At 40.4% G+C, this 19,421-nt stretch carries 9 protein-coding genes; 8 read left to right on the top strand and 1 reads right to left on the bottom strand.

Annotation, left to right across the window (positions count from 1 at the left end):
• The first annotated feature begins 177 nt into the window (after positions 1-177).
• The 7 genes from AACW45_RS14855 (at position 178) to AACW45_RS14825 (ending at position 8,583) form a co-directional block, all read left to right on the top strand.
• A complete protein-coding gene (locus AACW45_RS14855) occupies positions 178-477 on the top strand; it encodes a type II toxin-antitoxin system RelE/ParE family toxin (RefSeq protein ID WP_190633333.1) in 300 nt (99 codons plus the stop codon).
• A 25-nt stretch (positions 478-502) separates the two neighbouring features.
• Positions 503-1,585: a HigA family addiction module antitoxin gene (locus AACW45_RS14850; protein ID WP_190633332.1), complete on the top strand. Its 1,083-nt coding sequence runs from the start codon at positions 503-505 to the stop codon at positions 1,583-1,585.
• Between the two features lie 147 nt (positions 1,586-1,732).
• Positions 1,733-1,972 (top strand): macro domain-containing protein, encoded by a 240-nt coding sequence (locus AACW45_RS14845; protein WP_242045667.1) that lies wholly within the window; start codon positions 1,733-1,735, stop codon positions 1,970-1,972.
• A gap of 344 nt (positions 1,973-2,316) precedes the next feature.
• Positions 2,317-5,499, top strand: a complete 3,183-nt coding sequence (locus AACW45_RS14840) for a type I restriction endonuclease subunit R (RefSeq protein WP_190633331.1) — start codon at positions 2,317-2,319, stop codon at positions 5,497-5,499.
• The gene (locus AACW45_RS14835; RefSeq protein WP_190633330.1) at positions 5,496-6,194 is read left to right on the top strand and encodes a M48 family metallopeptidase; all 699 of its coding nucleotides are present in this window, start codon (positions 5,496-5,498) and stop codon (positions 6,192-6,194) included. The genes AACW45_RS14840 and AACW45_RS14835 overlap by 4 nt, the downstream gene beginning before the upstream one ends.
• Before the next feature lie 314 nt (positions 6,195-6,508).
• Positions 6,509-6,643 (top strand): hypothetical protein, encoded by a 135-nt coding sequence (locus AACW45_RS14830; protein ID WP_277880396.1) that lies wholly within the window; start codon positions 6,509-6,511, stop codon positions 6,641-6,643.
• 8 nt (positions 6,644-6,651) lie between these two features.
• Positions 6,652-8,583, top strand: coding sequence for a response regulator (locus AACW45_RS14825; RefSeq protein ID WP_190633329.1), 1,932 nt, complete (start codon positions 6,652-6,654; stop codon positions 8,581-8,583).
• Positions 8,584-8,705: 122 nt separating this feature from the next.
• Here AACW45_RS14825 and AACW45_RS14820 read toward each other — a convergent pair whose 3' ends face one another.
• Positions 8,706-12,269 (bottom strand): NB-ARC domain-containing protein, encoded by a 3,564-nt coding sequence (locus AACW45_RS14820; protein ID WP_190633328.1) that lies wholly within the window; start codon positions 12,267-12,269, stop codon positions 8,706-8,708.
• A gap of 1,141 nt (positions 12,270-13,410) precedes the next feature.
• Between AACW45_RS14820 and AACW45_RS14815 the strand changes: the two genes are divergently transcribed.
• On the top strand, positions 13,411-19,407 hold the full coding sequence (locus AACW45_RS14815) for a trifunctional serine/threonine-protein kinase/ATP-binding protein/sensor histidine kinase (RefSeq protein WP_190633327.1): 5,997 nt from the start codon (positions 13,411-13,413) through the stop codon (positions 19,405-19,407).
• Positions 19,408-19,421 lie beyond the last annotated feature (14 nt).

Below are 19,421 nucleotides of genomic sequence, written 5' to 3'. Positions count from 1 at the left end.
GAAATCCTTTACTTTATCAGGTTGGCACTAACTTTTAAGATAATTTGATAATCTTTACAAATAGATTAAAACTCTTATCACATTAAGATTTAAAATTAAAATATCAGTGATTCACCCCAAGGCTGAATTTAGCCGTAGTATAATGCAGAATCCGCTACATTCAACTTGGGGGGAGCTTTGCGTTTTGAATTTAAGAAAAAGAAACTCGAAGCACTTTACACAGAAGAAAAAGATGCTCATAAATACCCAGGTGTGGTTGATGACTTTTTTGAAGTCATGGCGATTATTGACGCTGCTGTAGACGAGCGAGAATTATATGCTCTAAAAGGCTTGAGATTTGAGAAACTCAAAGGGAAACGAGGAAAACAAGGACAACGTTCCTTACGTTTAAATGACCAGTGGCGTTTAATCGTGACAGTGGATGAGGATGAACAGGGACATTACCTCACAATAATCGATATTGAAGATTACCACTAACCGGAGCAGCAGGGGAGACAGCAATATGAGCCAGAAACTAACACCAGCAAGAGTACCAACACCAGGAAAAATTTTAAGTAGAGAATTAGAAGCGCGTGGCTGGACACAGAAAGATTTAGCCGAAATTATGGCTCGTCCAGTTCAAACCATTAACGAAATTATCCGGGGAACTAAGCAAATTACCCCAGAAACAGCTATCGAACTCTCTCAAGCCTTGGGAACTTCCCCTGAGTTCTGGACAAACCTAGAAGCAAAATATCGTCTTCACTTAGCGGGAAAAGAAAAAAAGGAGCAAGATATAAGTCGTAAAAGTCGATTGTATACAATAGCTCCTATCTCCGAACTAATCAAAAATAGATGGATTCAACCAACAGATTCCATTGATGAATTAGAACAACAAATCTGTAATTATCTTGGCATTTCCTGCTTAAATGAAACACCACAGTTAGCAGTTAACTTTCGTTGCTCTGAGCATAGAGAACCAGAAGAAACATCTCGGATAGCTTGGGTAAAACGAGTTGAGTATCTAGCCAAGCAACAAACAGTTGCTAATTTTGACCGCGAGCAACTAGAAACTGCTATACCTGAAATTCTTGCTTGTGCTGAACAAGTAAAAACTATTGTGCGAATTCCTGAATTACTAGCAGATTTAGGTGTACATTTTGTAATCGTGCCTCATCTCAAAAAAACCTATCTCGATGGCGCAGCCCATTACTTGAACGATAAACCAATTATTGCTTTGACCTTGAGATATGACCGTATTGACTCATTTTGGTTTACTCTGATGCACGAGTTAGCACATATTGTTTTAGGGCATGAAGGGATTTATTTAGATAACTTAGATGCTTTAGAAGACAATAATAAAGAGAAAGAAGCCAATCAAAAAGCTGCCAACTGGTTGATAGAACCTCAAGCCTTTACGGTTTTTGTTTCCGGGGTGAAAAAATACTTCTCTCGTCAAGCAATTGAAGAATTTGCTGACACTCATCATAGACATCCAGGTATTATTCTGGGACGTTTGCACCATGACAAATTAGTTGATTATAAAAACTTGAAAGCCTTACTGGTGAAAGTCAGCTCTCTATTGAAAAATTATATTGATAACTAGGTTGACCTAGTAGGTGAACATAATTATGTGTGAATTTAAGCAAGGCAATCTATTAGAAGAGAAAACCGAAGCCCTAGTACAGGTCGGCGGAAATGAGCATACCATTGTAGTGCGAGCAGCGTTCGACTGAGCGCTCACGCCGAAGTCTTGCTCGCGTTTGTCAGCGAGCAAGATGCTCGCACTACTCTAGATTATCAAAATGAATTTATAAAATGGTATGGTTATTTACGCCATGCAGCACTAGTTAACACAGTTAATTGTGTCGGTGTCATGGGTAAAGGGATTGCCTTGCAATTCAAGCAAGCTTATCCTGAAAATTTTCGTCTATATGAACAAGCCTGTCGCGCTGGTAATACCAATTGGAAAAAAGAATGCGACAGATTGTAGGGGCACTGGCAATGCCATGCCCTCTAGAATATTTTGATGTGTCGCAAAGATTATTGAAATTGGTATAAAGTACAGCCAGGACATTACAGCAGTTTTCATGCATTTGAACCACAATCGTAGTAGGGGCACGGCGTCCACAATCTTCTCGTATATACAATAATGTTACTGGTGCCGTGCCCCTACAGTGTGGTCTATTTACCTGAAAATTGCTGTAAGCCAATGATAGAATCAGCCTTCGCTCAACTACCAGATGTACAGGTGATTATTTGTCAACCGTTACCCTTCAACTAGTTAAGCTTGGGGCAAAATATATTAAATATGTCCCTGATGTAAAAACTATCACCATGCCCCAACAAACCCCAGAATATACCCATGTAGAAAAACCCACCATTGAACAACTCACGGGCATGGGATGGCAATATATAGAAGGTAGTTGGGAAAATCCCGCAGTTACCGAACGCGACAACTTTAAGCAAATTCTACTAACACAACGCCTCAAAGCCGCTATCAAACGCATCAACTTAGACGATAACGGTAATCCCTGGCTAGATGATATCCAAATTCAAACCGCAGTCAGTCAGTTAGAACGCTTGGGTGCAAATAGATTAATGGAAGCCAACCAAGCCGCTACAGAATTGTTACTTAAAGGCACCACAATTTTAGGACAAGATGGCAAACAAAACACGGTACATTTTATTGAATTTGACTCCAAATATCTTCACCGCAACGATTTTTTAGTAATTAATCAATACAGAGTAGATCCACCTTGGTTAACAGGTAATCTGGGGTTTATCGTCCCAGATATCGTACTACTTGTTAACGGCATTCCTTTAATAGTAATTGAATGCAAAAGCCCGAATTTAGATAACCCGATAACCGCAGCAATTCAAGACTTATTAAAATATTCCAATCAACGGGGTAGCAGCCAACCAGAAGGCGCAGAAAAATTATTCCACTACAATTTGCTGATGATAGCAGCATCAAGAGGACGGGCGACAGCCGGAACTATTGGCGCAAATTATGAACATTATGTTGAGTGGAAAGATACCATTCCCAGCCCCCAAACGGAAATAGCTGCACAATTAGGCGTTGCTGAATTAAATTCTCGCCAAACTCTCATCGCCGGAATGTTGAACCCCGCTAATATTATCGACATTCTGCATAATTTCACCCTATTTAAAACCAGTGGTGGACGCACTATTAAAATTGTCCCCCGTTATCAACAATATCGGGCAGTTTATAAAGCTTTACACCAACTGCAACACAACCAAACTCGCGCCCAACATGGCACAGATGACCAACGCGGTGGTATTATTTGGCATACCCAAGGCTCAGGTAAAAGCCTAACAATGGTTTACCTAATTCGGAAAATTCGCACCATCCTAGAATTACGCCGTTTTAAAATTGTAGTCGTCACCGACCGCAGAGACTTAGAAAAACAACTTGCAGATACCGCCGTACTCACTGGAGAACCATTACAAAAAGCGAAAACAGTGAGAAAGCTAGAAAAATATTTGCAACAACCAGGTGCTGGCTTAGTCTTTGGAATGATTCAAAAATTTAAAGGTGGCGAAGATTCCGAAGAAGAAGCAGAAATAGCACCAATTCCCAAAAACCTCAATCCTTCCGAAAATATCTTAGTGCTAATTGACGAAGCACACCGTTCTCACGCCAAAACTCTCCACACCAATTTATTAGAAGCCTTACCTAACTGTGTGCGTATTGGGTTTACTGGTACACCCATTGTCAAAGCTGCGAAAAAAACCACGCTGCAAATTTTCGGTTCATTTATTGATGAATATAATATCCGCAAATCCCAAGAAGATAAAGTTACATTACCTATTATCTACGAAGGATTAGAAGCTAGAGGTACTGTAACCCAAGGTGATGACTTAGACCAACTTTTTGAAATTATTTTTGCTGATAAAACCCCAGAAGAACGGGCGCAAATTAAAGCTAGATACGCTACTAAAACCCAAGTTGGCGAAGCGTGGGAATTAATTCAAGCCAAAGCTAAAAGTATGTTGCGTCATTATATTGAGCGCATTTTAGCAGGAGGTTTTAAAGCCCAAGTAGTCGCCTCTACCCGCCTCGCCGCAGTCCGTTATCAAGAAGCATTTGTAGAAGCACAACGAGAAATAGTACAGCAAATAGAACACCGCGCCCCAATTCTGCAAAGTCTTGACGCGGAGACTTTAGAATCGCGTGATGGCGAAACTCGTTTTTTTGCTCAAGCACTCCCACATCTAGAAACCATCCGCAAGCTACAATTTGCGACTGTCATCTCTGGCGATAAGGGAGATGAGAATAGCTGGAAAAAGTGGACGGATAAAAGTCAACAAGAAATTAATATTGAGAAATTTAAAAAGCCTTTAGACCAAGATAGTTTAGCAATTTTAATTGTCAAAAATATGCTATTAACGGGTTTTGATGCACCGTTAGAACAGGTTTTATATTTAGATAGGTCACTCAAAGAATACGAATTACTGCAAGCGATCGCGCGTGTTAACCGAGTATATAATGATAAAAAAACCGAAGGTTTAGTAGTAGATTATTATGGTGTTGATATCGCTGCTGCTCTTTCAGTTTACGAGAATGTTGATACAGAATTAGCTTTGTTTGATATTCGTGCAGAATTACCCAAATTGCGCGACAGACATCAGCGAGTTATTGCTCTATTCACTCAAAAGGGATACACAATTGATGATGTAGATGCTTGTGTAGATTTGCTCAAAGATGAACGGCTCAGAGTCGAATTTAATGATTGTTTTAAAGATTTTCTCAACACACTTGATACAATTCTACCACGACCAGAAGCACGTCAACCATATAATTTTGTACGCGATGCTAAAAAACTGGGCTTTATCAAAAAAGCTGTCGCTGACTTATATCGAGATGAAAAACTAAATATTGTCAGTGCTAAAGAGAAAGTTAGAGCATTAATCGACCAATATATTGAATCCCAAGGTATTGACCTGAAAGTACCACCGATTGATATTATGTCTTTGGATTTTAAAACCCATGTCCAGCGTCATCGCTCAATTAAAGCACAAGCCGCAGAAATGGAATTTGCTGCCCGTCACCATATCAGCATAAATTATGAAGAAGACCCAGTTTACTACAAAAATTTAAGTGAAAAACTGACAGAAATTCTGGAATCTTTAGCTGATAACTGGTCAGAAAAAGTTGAAGCTTTGCGGAAGTATATAGAACAAATCCAAGCTGGTCGTACTACAGATGAGACGGGATTAGATCCCAAAACTCAAATACCATTTCTCAACATTTTAGGAGAACATTCACAAAAACAACTCCCAGAACTTGCTCAAGCAACCGTGGAAATTGTTGCACATATTCGCCAAGAAGTAAAACGGATAAATTGGGGTAGCCAAATAATCCAAGAAGATTTAAGAAAGTGGATAGCAGGCTACTTAGATGATCGTGATTTAGTAAGTTATGACCAATTGGCAGAAGTCGCTGATAAATTAGTTCAGTTAGCTAGGAGAAATCGTGATAATTTAATGGCATGAAAACTATCACCTTTGGCGACCTCAGTTTTGAAATTCGCCACAGTTCCAAACGCCGCACCGTAGGTATTACCGTCGAACGTGACGGTAAATTAATCTTGGCTTCTCCCCCAGAAGTACCAATAGAAACATTAGAAAAAATTGTCAGTGATAAACGTTTCTGGATTTACAGCAAACTTTTAAAGCAAGAATCATTAAATCCTCCAGTTAACGTTAAACAATTCGTCTCAGGGGAAGCTTTTTATTATTTAGGACTTAGTTATCGTCTCAAAATAGTTGAAGAGGCGCAAACACAAGCACTATTAAGACTATTTCAAAGCCGCTTTGAGTTACAACAGCAAGCACAAGCCCAAGGTCGAGAACACTTTATTCAGTGGTATCGCCAACATCTTCAGGTAATTTTAGAACAACAAATCACCGCACTAATTAAACGAGTTACTACTTCACCTCGTTCTATCCAAGTACGCGAGTTAGGTAATCATTGGGCTGCTTGCGGACATAAGGGGGATTTATATTTTCACTGGCGAGTTGCAATGTTACCGCGAACAATGATTGAGTATTTAGCAGTTCATGAATTAGTGCATCTAATTGAACCAAATCACAGCGCTGAATTTTGGCATAGGCTGGAGCGTATTATGCCAGATTATCTTGAAAGAAAGCAGTGGTTAGCTGAGAATGGGGCAATTTATAATCTTTAGAAATCCGGGTTAAGCAACGCCGATATGATCATGGCGACGGTAACGGGGGGATGAGTTCGCTATTCAAAAGCTCACCTGAGCGATCGCAGAGATATCCAAGAGCGATCGCTTAATTATTCACGGAAATTGCTTCACGATTGAGGTAATTGAGAAATTGGCGCGATCGCTTGCTCGTTTTTACCTGAGTTTCCATAGCAAAAATGTTAATTTTTCCAACATTAACTTCATAAGATTTAAACTTTCGCTAACTTAAGTAAAGAATGGAAAATTCTGCCTGAAATATGGATTTAGTCGTCAAAACGTTCTTGTCAGCAATGTTCGCAATCCGGCGCAACAACCGATTTCCACCAGTAGATTCCTCAGATGACCTCAAACAAGGTAACACTGGTTTAGCACTCACCATTTGTGAACAACCGATTGAGCAAATTATGAGAATTCTCCATTGGTAGCTGCATCCATGAAAATCTTGCTTGTAGAAGATGATGATTTATTAATTAAAGTTCTCAGCAGAAATCTGACAACCCATAACTATGTTGTAGATGTGGTTAAAGATGGGGAAATGGGTTGGACTTATGGCTCTACCTTTGAGTATGACCTGATTGTACTAGATATCATGCTGCCGAAGTTGGATGGTATCAGCTTATGCAAGCGCTTCCGCACAAATGGATATAGTTTCCCAATTTTACTACTCACGGCTCAAGATAATATTACCGCCAAAGTTCAGGGCTTGGATGCTGGTGCAGATGATTACATGGTTAAGCCTTTCGACCCTGTAGAATTAATCGCCAGGATTCGCGCTTTGCTGAGGCGTGGTAGTAATAATCCTTTTCCTTTACTGACTTGGGGCGATTTGCTGCTTAACCCCAGTACTTGTGAGGTGACTTATAACGGTCGCCCCCTAAATCTGACCACAATGGAATATGATTTACTAGAACTGTTGCTGCGGGACTGTCAGCATGTGTTCAGCACGGAAGAACTTCTCGATCGGTTATGGTCTTCGGAAGAATTTCCTTCGGAAGCTACAGTCCGTTCCCATATCCGTCGGGTGAGACACAAGTTAGTCGCAGCAGGCGCGCCCCATGATTTTATTGCTACCATGCATGGAAGAGGCTATTACCTAAAAGCCATCAATACAGAAGAATTTTCTACACAATTAGCTACAAATACTAATAGTAATTATACGGCTGAAGAATCAATAGCGGTAGCTGGAGAAAAGTTGAGCGATGGGGAAAATTATCGCCCTGCGAGTGATTACCAGCAACAATATCTCGCCTTTCTCAATGACACGTGGAAGTCTACCAAAGCCAAAACCTTAGACCAGATTGCAGTATTATTACAAACTGTCAGGGACTTACAAGCAAATCAACTTAAAACTCAACAACAAGCACAGGCGCAACAAGTCGCCCATAAACTAGCGGGTACTCTGGGAATTTTTGGGTTAACAAAAACAATTCACATCGCCAGACAGTTAGAGTATTGGTTAGGTGGTAGAGAACCGCTACAACCAAAACACGCACCATTGATGAAAACTTTGGTGATGGCTCTACAACAAGACATTGAACAGACTACACTGATTCAGATGTCGCAAATTCCCAATGGACAATCGCCGTTATTACTAATTTTCAGTTCGGACAGCGAATTTAACCAATCTTTAGCAGATGTAGCAGCAACTAAGGGAATTCGGATTGAGATTGCACCATTGCTAGAGATGGCTAAAACCTTAATAACCACTGAATCAATTTTTGATGCTGTCGGTAAAAATCCTGATGTTGTGCTGTTGCGCTTACCAATTAGTATATCAGATTCAGACAATAATATTTGGGAAATATTGCAGATATTAGCACAACGTTACCCGGAATTACCGATTGTGGTGATGAGCGATCGCAATGAATTAAGCGATCGCTTAGAAGTCATGCGCCGGGGTGGAAAATTGTTTTTAGCCGCGCCAATTTCTGCTGAACAAGTAATTGACACCACAGTCAATTTGTTACGCGGTACGGAAGCAGCCCAGAAAGTCATGATTCTCGACGACGATCAAGAATGGTTACGCACTCTCCCTACTCTGCTCAAACCTTGGGGATTTAAAGTCACAACCCTAGCCGATCCACAACAGTTTTGGACAGTACTGCAAGCAGTCACTCCCGATGCTTTAGTATTAGATGTGAATATGCCACAAATCAACGGCTTTGAACTGTGCCAAATTCTCCGCAGTGACCCCCATTGGCAGCGCTTACCTGTATTATTTCTAAGTGTACTCACAGATGCCGCCAGCCAAAATCAAGCTTTTACTGTGGGTGCTGATGACTATTTGTGTAAGCCAGTCAAGGGAGTCGAACTTGCTAACCGGATTCTGCGACGGTTACAAAGAGTTAAAGCTTGGGCAAGTTAATTATGGGGCATGGGGCATCCTTTCGACTTCGCTCAAGGCGAGTGGGCATTGGGCATTGGGCATTGATTATTCCCCCTTTTCCTTTGATTCTGGACTGTGGACTTTTGACAAGCGCAGCGCAATCAATCCCTAGCGCCGAGAATTTTTAAAGTGGCTTTCTGGGCTGGTGTTAAACCTGTAACGCCTTGAATGTTCATCCCTTCATAAGGACGAGGCGATCGCAAAATTTGTAAACATTCACCTGTAGCAATATCCCAGAGTCTAACTGTCTCATCTTGGGAACCACTAGCCAGGATTTGTCCTTGGGGATGAAATGCGATCGCCCAAATCCAATTACTATGTCCTTGTAGGGTTTGCAGGTATTCCCCGGTTTGACTGTGCCAAATTTTGATGGTTTGGTCGTGACTACCACTAGCAACGCGATCGCCATTGGGGCTAAACTTGACATCAGTGACGGTGGTTTGATGTGACTCTACTGTTTGCCAACTGTTACCTGTGTGAATATCCCAAAACTGAATTTTATATTCTTGATTATCCCCAGTTGCTAAAAGTTGACCGTTGGGATGAAAGGCTACTGCACCAATTAAACAATATTGTCCTGGTAATACTTGTAAATTTTCTCCAGTGGTAGCATCCCATAAATGAATGCTATTTTCCCCCATACTCGCTAAAAATCTCCCGTCTAAACTCCAGACTACAGAAAATACCCAACCTGTATGACCGGTTAACGTGCGCAAACATTGTCCTGTGGCGACATCCCAAATTTTGATTGTCTTATCTGCACTCCCGCTAGCTAGCCTGTGACCGTTAGGACTATAGTTAAGTGCAAAGATAAAGCTACTATGTTCTTGTAAAGTTTTGTCACATTGTCCGCTACTGAGATTCCACAAGCGAATTGAGCCATCTAAACTACCACTAGCCAAAGTATTTCCATCAGTATTGTAGACTAAAGCCATGACATCACGGCTATGTCCTGGTAAGTTTTTAACTAAATTACCCGTTGCTAAATCCCACAATCTAACTGTGTGCCCCGTGCTACTCGCCAGCGATTCACCATCAGGGCTAAAAGCAACTGCACCAGTAAAAATCGGGTAACCTTGGAAAGTTTTAATACATCTGCCTGTATTCACTTCCCATAATCTAATACTTTGGTCTTCTGCACCACTAGCGAGAATGTGTCCATCGGGACTAAAAGCAATTGACCAAACACGGGTGGTGTGACCGGATAGGGTTTTGATACATTTACCTGTATTCAGATCCCAAATACTAATTGTTGCTGCTTCGCCGGCGATCGCTAAAGTTTCGCCATCGGGACTAAAAGCGATCGCCCAAACTAAATCTATCTGCGATCCTTGTAAGGTTTGCCAACATCTACCGGTACTCACATCCCAGAGTTTAACTGTTTTATCTTCGCTACCACTGGCGAGAATTTGCCCATCTGGACTAAAGTTAACTGACCAAATCGCTTGATGGTGTCCGTCTAATGTAGACAAACATTCCCCTGTATTCACATCCCAAAGTTTGATTGTTTGATTTTCGTTACCACTGGCGAGAATTTGTCCATCTGGACTAAAAGCCACCGGGCCAATTTTATGAGTATCTTCTGAGAAAATTTTAATACATTCTCCCCTGTGAATATCCCAGAGTTTAATAGTCTGTTCTCGGCTAGTACTGGCTAAAATTTGATTATCTGGGCTAAAGCTAGATAACCAACTGCGAATGCTTTGTTGATGATAGCTGTGCAAACATTGCCCTGTATTCACATCCCAGAGTTTAATGATGCCATTTTCACAACAACTGGCGAGAGTTTGCCCATTTTGGCTAAAGTTAGCTTGCCAAACCCAGCCTGTATGTCCTTCTAGATGTTGTAGTTGTTGTCCATCTGCAATATTCCACAACCTAACGCCGCCATTAGCATCGCCTGTTACCAAAACTTGACCATCAGGACTGAATTGGAGGGTGAGAATATTCACCAAAGCCTGATGAAAATTAGATTTTCTCAGATCGCTATTGCGAAAGTTTACCTGATACAAGTTGATGTTTTGCAAACAAGCTTGCCAAATGGTTAAACCGGAAAAATCCCAGCCAGTGAAATCAACATTGAGCTGACGCAGGAGGTTAATGGTATTTCCCGCAGCATATCCTGGTATGGTGGCAAATTGGCTGCGCAGTAGAGAAATAATTTCTTGCAATCTTCTGGTAATAGTCGCGGGATTGTTCCAGATAATATTGAGACTGTTCAATATCGGAGCTAAAATCACCCGTTTTTGACTCTCACTCACATAATCCTTCGCCGTTGCTTCCATTAAGGCGTAAGTATTATAGAGGTTAATTTCACCACTGAGAATTTCTTGACAAACTTGTTTAATTAATTTGTCAGTCATGTATTCCATGACTACAGGTTGTTGCGTATAACTACCCGATTGCTGTTCAATCAGCGATCGCCCCTGCAAAGATAAGAGTGCTTCTAATAATTCTCGCTTGGATATTTGGGGGATAATGTCTGCTTCTAATTCGGGGATGGTTACCCATTCTCGTTTAATTGCTAACCAGTACATTAGTTGCTGTTCGTTCACCGACAAGCGACTAAATTGTTGATCTAAAATTTGCCAGATATCACCAAAAACAATGGCTCCTTGGGTTAAAAATGCTTGAATATTGCCATCAAATAGTCGCTGGATTGTAGTTGCGACGATTTTTAAGGCGAGAGGATTACCTGTATAGCGCTGAATTAAATTATCAAATTCATCTGGGGAATTTACCAGCCCTTTGGTGAGGAGGATTTGTCTAGCTGCGACTTCGGGTAAACCGGTTAATTGCAGCGATCGCACTGGTAAATTATCTCCTTCTCTGGCGGTAAAGCCAATGGGTTTTTCCCGACTGGTAATCAGCAAGCAACTTTCATGGCGTTCATCTCCTACTCGGCGCAAAAGTTGTCCGTATCCTTCATATCCCAAACGATAGCGTCCGGATCTAGTTCCAGTCGCTAACACCGACTCCACATTATCCAGCACAATTAAACAGCGTTGAGCCGCCAGATAATTCATTAAGCCGGCAATTTGCGCTTCTACAGTTTCTGGGATATTGACAGCTTCTCCCTCAGAAACAAAAGCAATGATATCTTTGAGCAATTCCACAATTGGTGGCGCATTCCGCAAACTACGCCAAATCACGTAATCAAAATTATCTTGCAGCTGTTCTGCTAACTTGACAGACAAAGCTGTTTTGCCAATTCCACCCATTCCCAATAAAGCCAGCAAGCGACATCGATCTTTGAGAATCCATTGTTGCAGTTTGCTTTGTTCTATCCTGCGTCCATAAAACACAGACACATCTATCGCTTCGCCCCAATCTTGGTGCAGTGAGGTTTTTGGCTGTTTTTCTCCCACGGGATTCTCTATGAGAGTCGGAACTGATACTTCTGCTGGTTGCAGATTTACATATCGTCTTCTTAAGACAGATTTAATATTACTTTTATTGACATTTTCCCCTAATGCCCTTGAGAGCATCTGCCATAATCTATATCCTACATCGCGGATATAATCATCATCATAACCAGATCTTTCGGCAATCTGTGCATAAGTATATCCTTCCCAAGATTGACGAAGTACTAGTTCTTGAATATCACTTAAATGCTTCTGCTGTAATACTAGATCTAATACCAGCATTGCTTGCTCAAACGTCAATTGTGTAGCTCCTACAAGCTCCAGGAAATAAAGAATATCATCTCGGAATTAACCAGTAAATTAGCATAGTAAAGCTGATTTTAAATCCTTTTTAGTTAATTAAATCGATTTTTTGATTAAACCTGATTTTTTATGATTTTTTATGATTTTTTTGCCATACCAATTTACGGCTGAGTTCGTTGCAGCAGATTGTATTCTTTAGATACAATATTTATCTGCAAGTTTGGCTAAACTTTGTAAATTTTATTACAGTTACTATAAAAAGGATAAATTTGATTTTTTATTGGTAAATATCAAGCATTATAAATACATAATTAAATATTTTTTCTCGTAAATAAAAGGGTTTAATACCCCTAAGTCTATAGGTAGTATCATTTTCAGACGGGGTTTAAATCCCCTTAGGAAAATGTCTTTCATTTTGAATAATTCATGAAGCTCTCATTACAAGTTGTGAATTTGGAATTTTTGACTCATTTATCGCTATATAGATATACCTCTAATAAGCGAGAAAGAAATTAATTCAGATATGCTCGATTATGATGCCATCATAATTAAGAGAATTGGAAATAAATCTGTTATCTTCACCTCTAAATAAATTCAACTGTTATAATTAGCAAAAAATTTTCGTAATCAACAGACTGCTTGCAAAAGTCTTTATTCTTAGCTTCTTGTTTGCGTCTACCCTGGGGGAACAATTCCGTCGAATGCGTCTTTGCGTGAGACAAAAAGATATTTATGCAAGAAGTCTAATTAAGAAAACAGCCTATTAATACAGTTAATTGCAGTCAACAACAAACTCCAAAGGAGAGCAAATAATCAAATTTACTTATTAGTGAGGACGAGCCGGGAATTGAAAAATTGCAATTTTTGACAGTTGAGTTATACCGCTCAACTGATGTATAGCAATCCTAAATCATTTGTGAAATTTACCAATTCTCAGTTTTTTCTCTTATCCTTGGCGTACTTGGCGTCTTCTCTGCGAGACGCTGCGCGTTGGCGGTTCATTAAAAAAATATTTTCACAACTCAGATAGGATTCTTATATTACTGCGTTCTCAAGTTAGAAAAAGCTAACTCATGGGCATACTAATATTATTAAAACCATTAAGCAAAAGTAATTTTGCAGATGAGGTAAGTACAATATGAGATTGGGGCTGAATTTCGGATGCAAGATTTTAGGATATCAAGTTGTCGAACAACTGCACGTTAGTTCGACAACGATTGTCTATCGTGGTATTCGAGAGACAGACCAACAACCTGTAATTATCAAATGTCTCAAATCTGATTATCCAACTTTTGGGGAAATGTTGCAGTTTTGCAACCAGTACAAAATTGCTAAAACCCTTGATTTTCCGGGAGTAGTTCGCCATTACAGTTTAGAAGCATACGACCATAGTTATGCATTAGTAATGGAAGACTTTGGTGGTATTTCTCTCCGGGAATATACGAAAATCCAGCCTTTAGAACTCAGTGAATTTTTAGCGATCGCTGTGCAAATCACTGAGATTCTCCAACAAATTCACCAACGGCGGATCATTCACAAAGATATTAAACCAGATAATATTCTCATCAATCCCCAAACTAAAGAAGTTAAACTCATAGATTTTAGTATCGCTTCTGTACTACCCAGAGAAACTCAAAAGATTAAAAACCCGAACCTGCTGGAAGGAACCCTGACTTACATTTCGCCTGAACAAACAGGAAGGATGAACCGGGGAATTGACTATCGCAGTGATTTTTATTCCTTGGGAATTACTTTTTTTGAATTGCTGACAGGTCAACCTCCTTTTATGACTGCCGATCCAATGGAGTTGATTCACTGTCATTTAGCCAAACAACCCGCGCCTTTAGAACAATTTAAAATTCGCTGGCAAAAAGTAAATTCAGCCATAACTCCACCACAAGATTGGCCTAACTGTGCCACCAATTCCCAGTATAAAATTGAAGCCATTCCCCAACCAATAGCAGAGATTATCTGGAAATTGCTGGCGAAAAATGCGGAAGACCGCTATCAAACTGCATTAGGATTAAAACAAGACCTGCAAATTTGTTTAACCCAATGGCAACAGACAGGAAACATTGCCCCATTTGCTATTGGTAAACTTGATGTGAGCGATCGCTTCTCGATACCAGAAAAACTCTATGGTCGTCACGCTGAAGTCCAAACTTTACTAGATGCATTCGATCGCGTAGTTCATAGTAACCACCCACACAGCGAATTAATTTTGATTGCGGGGATGTCGGGAATCGGTAAAACAGCCGTTGTCCACGAAATCCACAAGCCCATTGTCAGACAAAGGGGTTACTTTATCCAAGGTAAATTTGAGCAATTTCATCGTAACATTCCCTTCTCGGCATTTGTCCAAGCATTACGCGACTTGATGCGACAACTGCTAGCAGAATCAGATCTGCGTCTAGAACAGTGGAAGCGGAAAATTCTTGAGGCTGTGGGCGATCGCGGCCAAGTAATCATCGAGGTAATTCCCGAACTAGAATTGATTATTGGTCAACAACCCCCAGTACCAGAACTATCGGGAACCGCAGCGCAAAATCGCTTTCATCTGATATTACAAAAATTTATTCAAGTTTTTACTCATCCCCAACATCCTTTAGTCATTTTCTTAGATGATTTGCAATGGGCGGACTCAGCTTCACTGCGATTAATGCAACTATTAATCAGCGCCGCAGATACAGGTTATCTTTTACTCATCGGGGCTTACCGCGATAACGAAGTCTCTTCCATTCATGCGCTGATGTTAATGCTGGATAAAATTAGTAAAACCACAGCGATCGTCCAGACTATCAGCCTCAATCCCCTGAAACTCAGCGATATTAATCAGCTAATTGCAGACACCCTCACCTGTCCCCCAGAAAAAGCCGCACCCTTAGCCGAATTAGTTTATCAAAAAACCAACGGCAATCCGTTTTTTACGCAGCAATTTCTTCAGTTATTATATGCAGAAGAATGTATTATTTTTAATAAAAATACTGGTTACTGGCAAGGTAATTTACCACAAATTCGCGCCCTCGCCCTCACAGATAATGTGGTGGACTTTATGGTGCAGCAAATTCAGAAATTACCCATCCCTACCCAAAGAGTTTTACAACTCGCAGCTAGCATGGGTAACGTTTTTGACATTGCTACCTTGGCGATTGTTTACGAAAAATCTCAGCTAGAGACAGTTTCTGACTTATGGAAAGCCATACAAGCCGGATTAATTCTCGCCGTTAACGAAGTTTGCAAATTTTTTGTCGATCCCGACTGTGAAAATACTATTTGTCAATTACCCCTGACACCTCACCCCTTACCTCAGTACAAATTTTTACACGATCGCGTCCAACAGGCGGCATATGCTTTAATTCCGGAGACAGAAAGACCGGCTACTCACCTGAAAATTGGACAACTACTGCTAGATCGCACTCACATAACCGAAGCTAGGGAAAAACTCTTCCCGATTGTCAATCAATTAAATATCGGTAAAAATTTAATTTGCGAACCTACCCAAAAACATCAACTAGCGCAACTCAATCTTCAAGCCGGATATCAAGCCAAAAGCGCCACAGCCCATAGCACCGCCTTAGAATATTTCACCACAGGGATTAATTTACTACCTGGAGATGGCTGGCAAACCCAATATCAACTTACCCTAGAACTTTACACAGCAGCCCACGAAGCCGCTTATTTAAGTGGTAATTTAGAGCAAATGGCGAACTTAGCCGCAGTGATTGGAGAAAATGCTCATAGCCACTTAGATACAGTCAAAATTACCGAAATTCAAATTCAAGCAGCACAAGCACAGCACCAACCAATTAAAGCATTAGAGATGGCGCTGAAGTTCCTCCAACCCTTAGGGATCGCTTTTCCCGAACAGCCTGGTGAATCAGATATTGTTCAAGGATTTGCCCAAACTTCAGCGATTTTAGCCCAGAGGCAACCGCTAGATTTAGTTAATTTAGCGCCAATGACCAACCCGGAAAAATTAGCCGCCATGCGCATTCTGGCTGCTGTTTCATCTTCTGCTTATGTTGCAGTACCGGCATTATTTCCCTTAATTATTTTGGCGCAAGTCAACTTATCTGTGGAATATGGCAACACTCCCACCTCTAGCTATGGCTATGGCTGCTACGGACAGTTGTTATGTGGGTTACAAGGAGATATTCATTCTGGCTACCAATTTGGCCAGTTAGCGCTGAAACTCCTAGAAAAGTTTCCCGCAGCCGAACAAATCGCCAAAACCTATGGAGAAGTCAGTCTAGGAACCTTGCATTGGCAAGAACCGGTGAGAAATAGCTTATCTTTGTTAACAGAAGGCTACCAAAGCGGACTAGACACAGGAGATTTACTTTGGGCGGGTATTTGTGCGATCGCTTATGTGATGCATTCTTGGTTAGCTGGAGAAAATTTAACCGATCTTCATCGAGAAACTAGGAATTTAATCGCTCAGTTAAGTCTCAGCAAACAAGCCGCATTGGTAAATCAAATTGCCATTTTTCAACAAGGAATTGTAAATTTATTAGAGCAGACAGCAGCACCTTGGCAGTTACTGGGCGAGGTATTTCATCAAGAACAAATGCTGCCCATTCTCCAACTAGGTAAAGATAAAACAGCCTTATGCTATTTTCATAGCAATCAACTGTTTCTCAGTTATTTATTTGGAGAGTTTGATTTAGCAATTAGCGCCGCGATCGCTACAACAAATTACTTAGATGCCGCCACTGGATTATTTATCATTCCTAGTTTTTATACTTATGATTCTTTAGCCCATCTGGCAATTTATCCACAAGTTAATTCAGATGAGCAACAACAGATTTTACAGCGAATTACTAGCAACCAAAAACAACTGAGAAATTGGGCAGAACATGCCCCAGCTAATCATCTGCACAGATTTTATTTAGTAGAAGCAGAACGCTATCGCTTACTGAATAATAAAGCTGCTGCCTTGGAATTTTATGATTTAGCAATTACCACAGCCAAAGTTAATCAATACCCCCATGAAGAAGGTTTAGCTAACGAATTAGCCGCAAAATTTGCTTTAGGTTGGGGAAAAAATAGCCTAGTTCAAGACTATATGATTAACGCCTACTATTGCTATGCCCGTTGGGGAGCAAAGGCAAAAATTAAACAATTAGAAGAATGCTATGCTCCTTATTTAAAGCCGATATTGCAATCAGAAACTCTGAATTTTTCCTCAGAATTAACTATTCCAGTTGTCGATAATTTGATAACTGAACATGACAGCCATAGTCAGAATTCTCAATCTAGCAGTAATAGTCTATGTGCAGCCTTAGATTTAGCTACTGTGCTGCAATCTTTTCAGATGATATCTAGCGAAATTCATCTTGATAAATTACTAGCTACCCTGCTGCAAGTAGTTCTAGAACATGCCGGCGCAGATAAATGTGCTTTACTCTTACAAAAAGAAGATAGGTTAGTCATAGAGGCAACTATAACTATAGGAGAAAAACCTGTAGTATTGCAATCGCTGTCTTTAGAAAGAAGTCAAGAATTGCCGATTTTATTAATTAATTCAGTCAAAAGAACCCTACAACCTTTAGTATTAATTGATGCTAATGATAATTTTGGGCTAACAGCCGATCCCTATATTTTGCATCAGCAGCCTAAGAGTATTTTATGTACCCCAATTATGCATCAAGGTAAATTATTGGGGATTTTGTATCTAGAAAATAATTTAATCACGGGAGCATTTACAAGCGATCGCGTTGAAATCTTGAATCTCCTCTGTACCCAAGCCGCGATTTCCTTAGAAAATGCTCGCCTTTACCAGCGATCGCAAATTTACAGCCGACAATTAGAGTTATATTTAGAGGAATTGCAAGCCAGTGATACCCGGTTTCAGAATTTAGCTAATAACATTCCTGGGATGATTTACCAATTCCGGTTATCTCCTGACGGTACAAACTCCACACCCTATGTCAGTTGTGGTTGCGCGGAACTATTTGAACTACCACCAGATGAAGTCATAGCCGGGAAGTATAATCTTTACTCCTATAATCATCCTGAAGATATGACACAATTGGCAGAGTTAATTAGCCAATCTGCTGCCAATTTAACTCAATTTAAACATGAATGGCGAATTATCACCCCTTCAGGAAAGCTCAAATGGATTCAATCTGTAGCACAACCGCAACCGCAAAAAGATGGCTCGATTATTTGGGATGGAATTGTCATTGATATTAGCCATCGCCAATTTGCAGAAGCCCAAGCCCAACAAAAAGCCCAAGAGTTAGAAGCAGCTATGCAAGACTTGCAACAAACCCAATTACAATTAATTCAGAATGAAAAAATGTCTGCATTAGGTAATCTGGTTGCTGGTGTCGCCCATGAAATTAATAATCCTGTGGGGTTCTTAGTCGGTAACTTACAACCTGCCAAAAATTATATTCAAGACCTTTTAGGCTTACTAGATTTATATCAGCAACAGTTTCCCGATCCCGGTCAAGAAATTCTTGATGAAGCTGAAGCCATCGACTTAGAATATATCCGTGAAGATTTACCCAAACTCATAGACTCGATGAAACTGGGTATCGATCGCATTCGCAGTATTAGTAACAGTCTGCGCACCTTTTCCCGCGCCGACCAAGATTATAAAATTCCCTTTAATATTCACGAAGGCATTAACAGCACCATTTTAATTCTTAAACATCGCCTCAAAGCTAACGAACACCGTCCCGCCATTGATGCGATGAGAAACTTTGGTAATTTACCTGCGGTGGAATGTTTCCCCGGACAACTCAATCAAGTGTTTATGAATATTTTGGCTAATGCTATTGATAGTATAGAGGAATTGAATCAACAACGCAGACAAGGTAAATTTCGTCCCCATTCCCCGCAAATTGTCATTAACACAGAACTCGTACCAGCTGGAGAAACTTTTTCTACCCCCCATGCGATCATTCGCATTAAAGATAACGGTATTGGGATGAGTGAAGCAGTCAAAAACCGGATCTTTGAGCATCTATTTACTACCAAAACCGTAGGTAAAGGTACGGGTTTAGGATTAGCGATCGCTTGGCAAATTATAGTTCAAAGACATCAGGGAACTATCTCTGTAGAATCAACCCCAGAACAAGGGGCTGAATTTATCATTTCTCTGCCAGTAAAAGCCGATAATACATAAACAAACCCGATATA

It is taken from the genome of Calothrix sp. FACHB-168 (genome assembly GCF_963889195.1).
Classification (GTDB): domain Bacteria; phylum Cyanobacteriota; class Cyanobacteriia; order Cyanobacteriales; family Nostocaceae; genus Aulosira; species Aulosira anomala_A.
The sequence above is the reverse complement of the archived record's forward strand: the minus strand, read 5'-3'. Positions and strand labels throughout refer to the sequence as shown.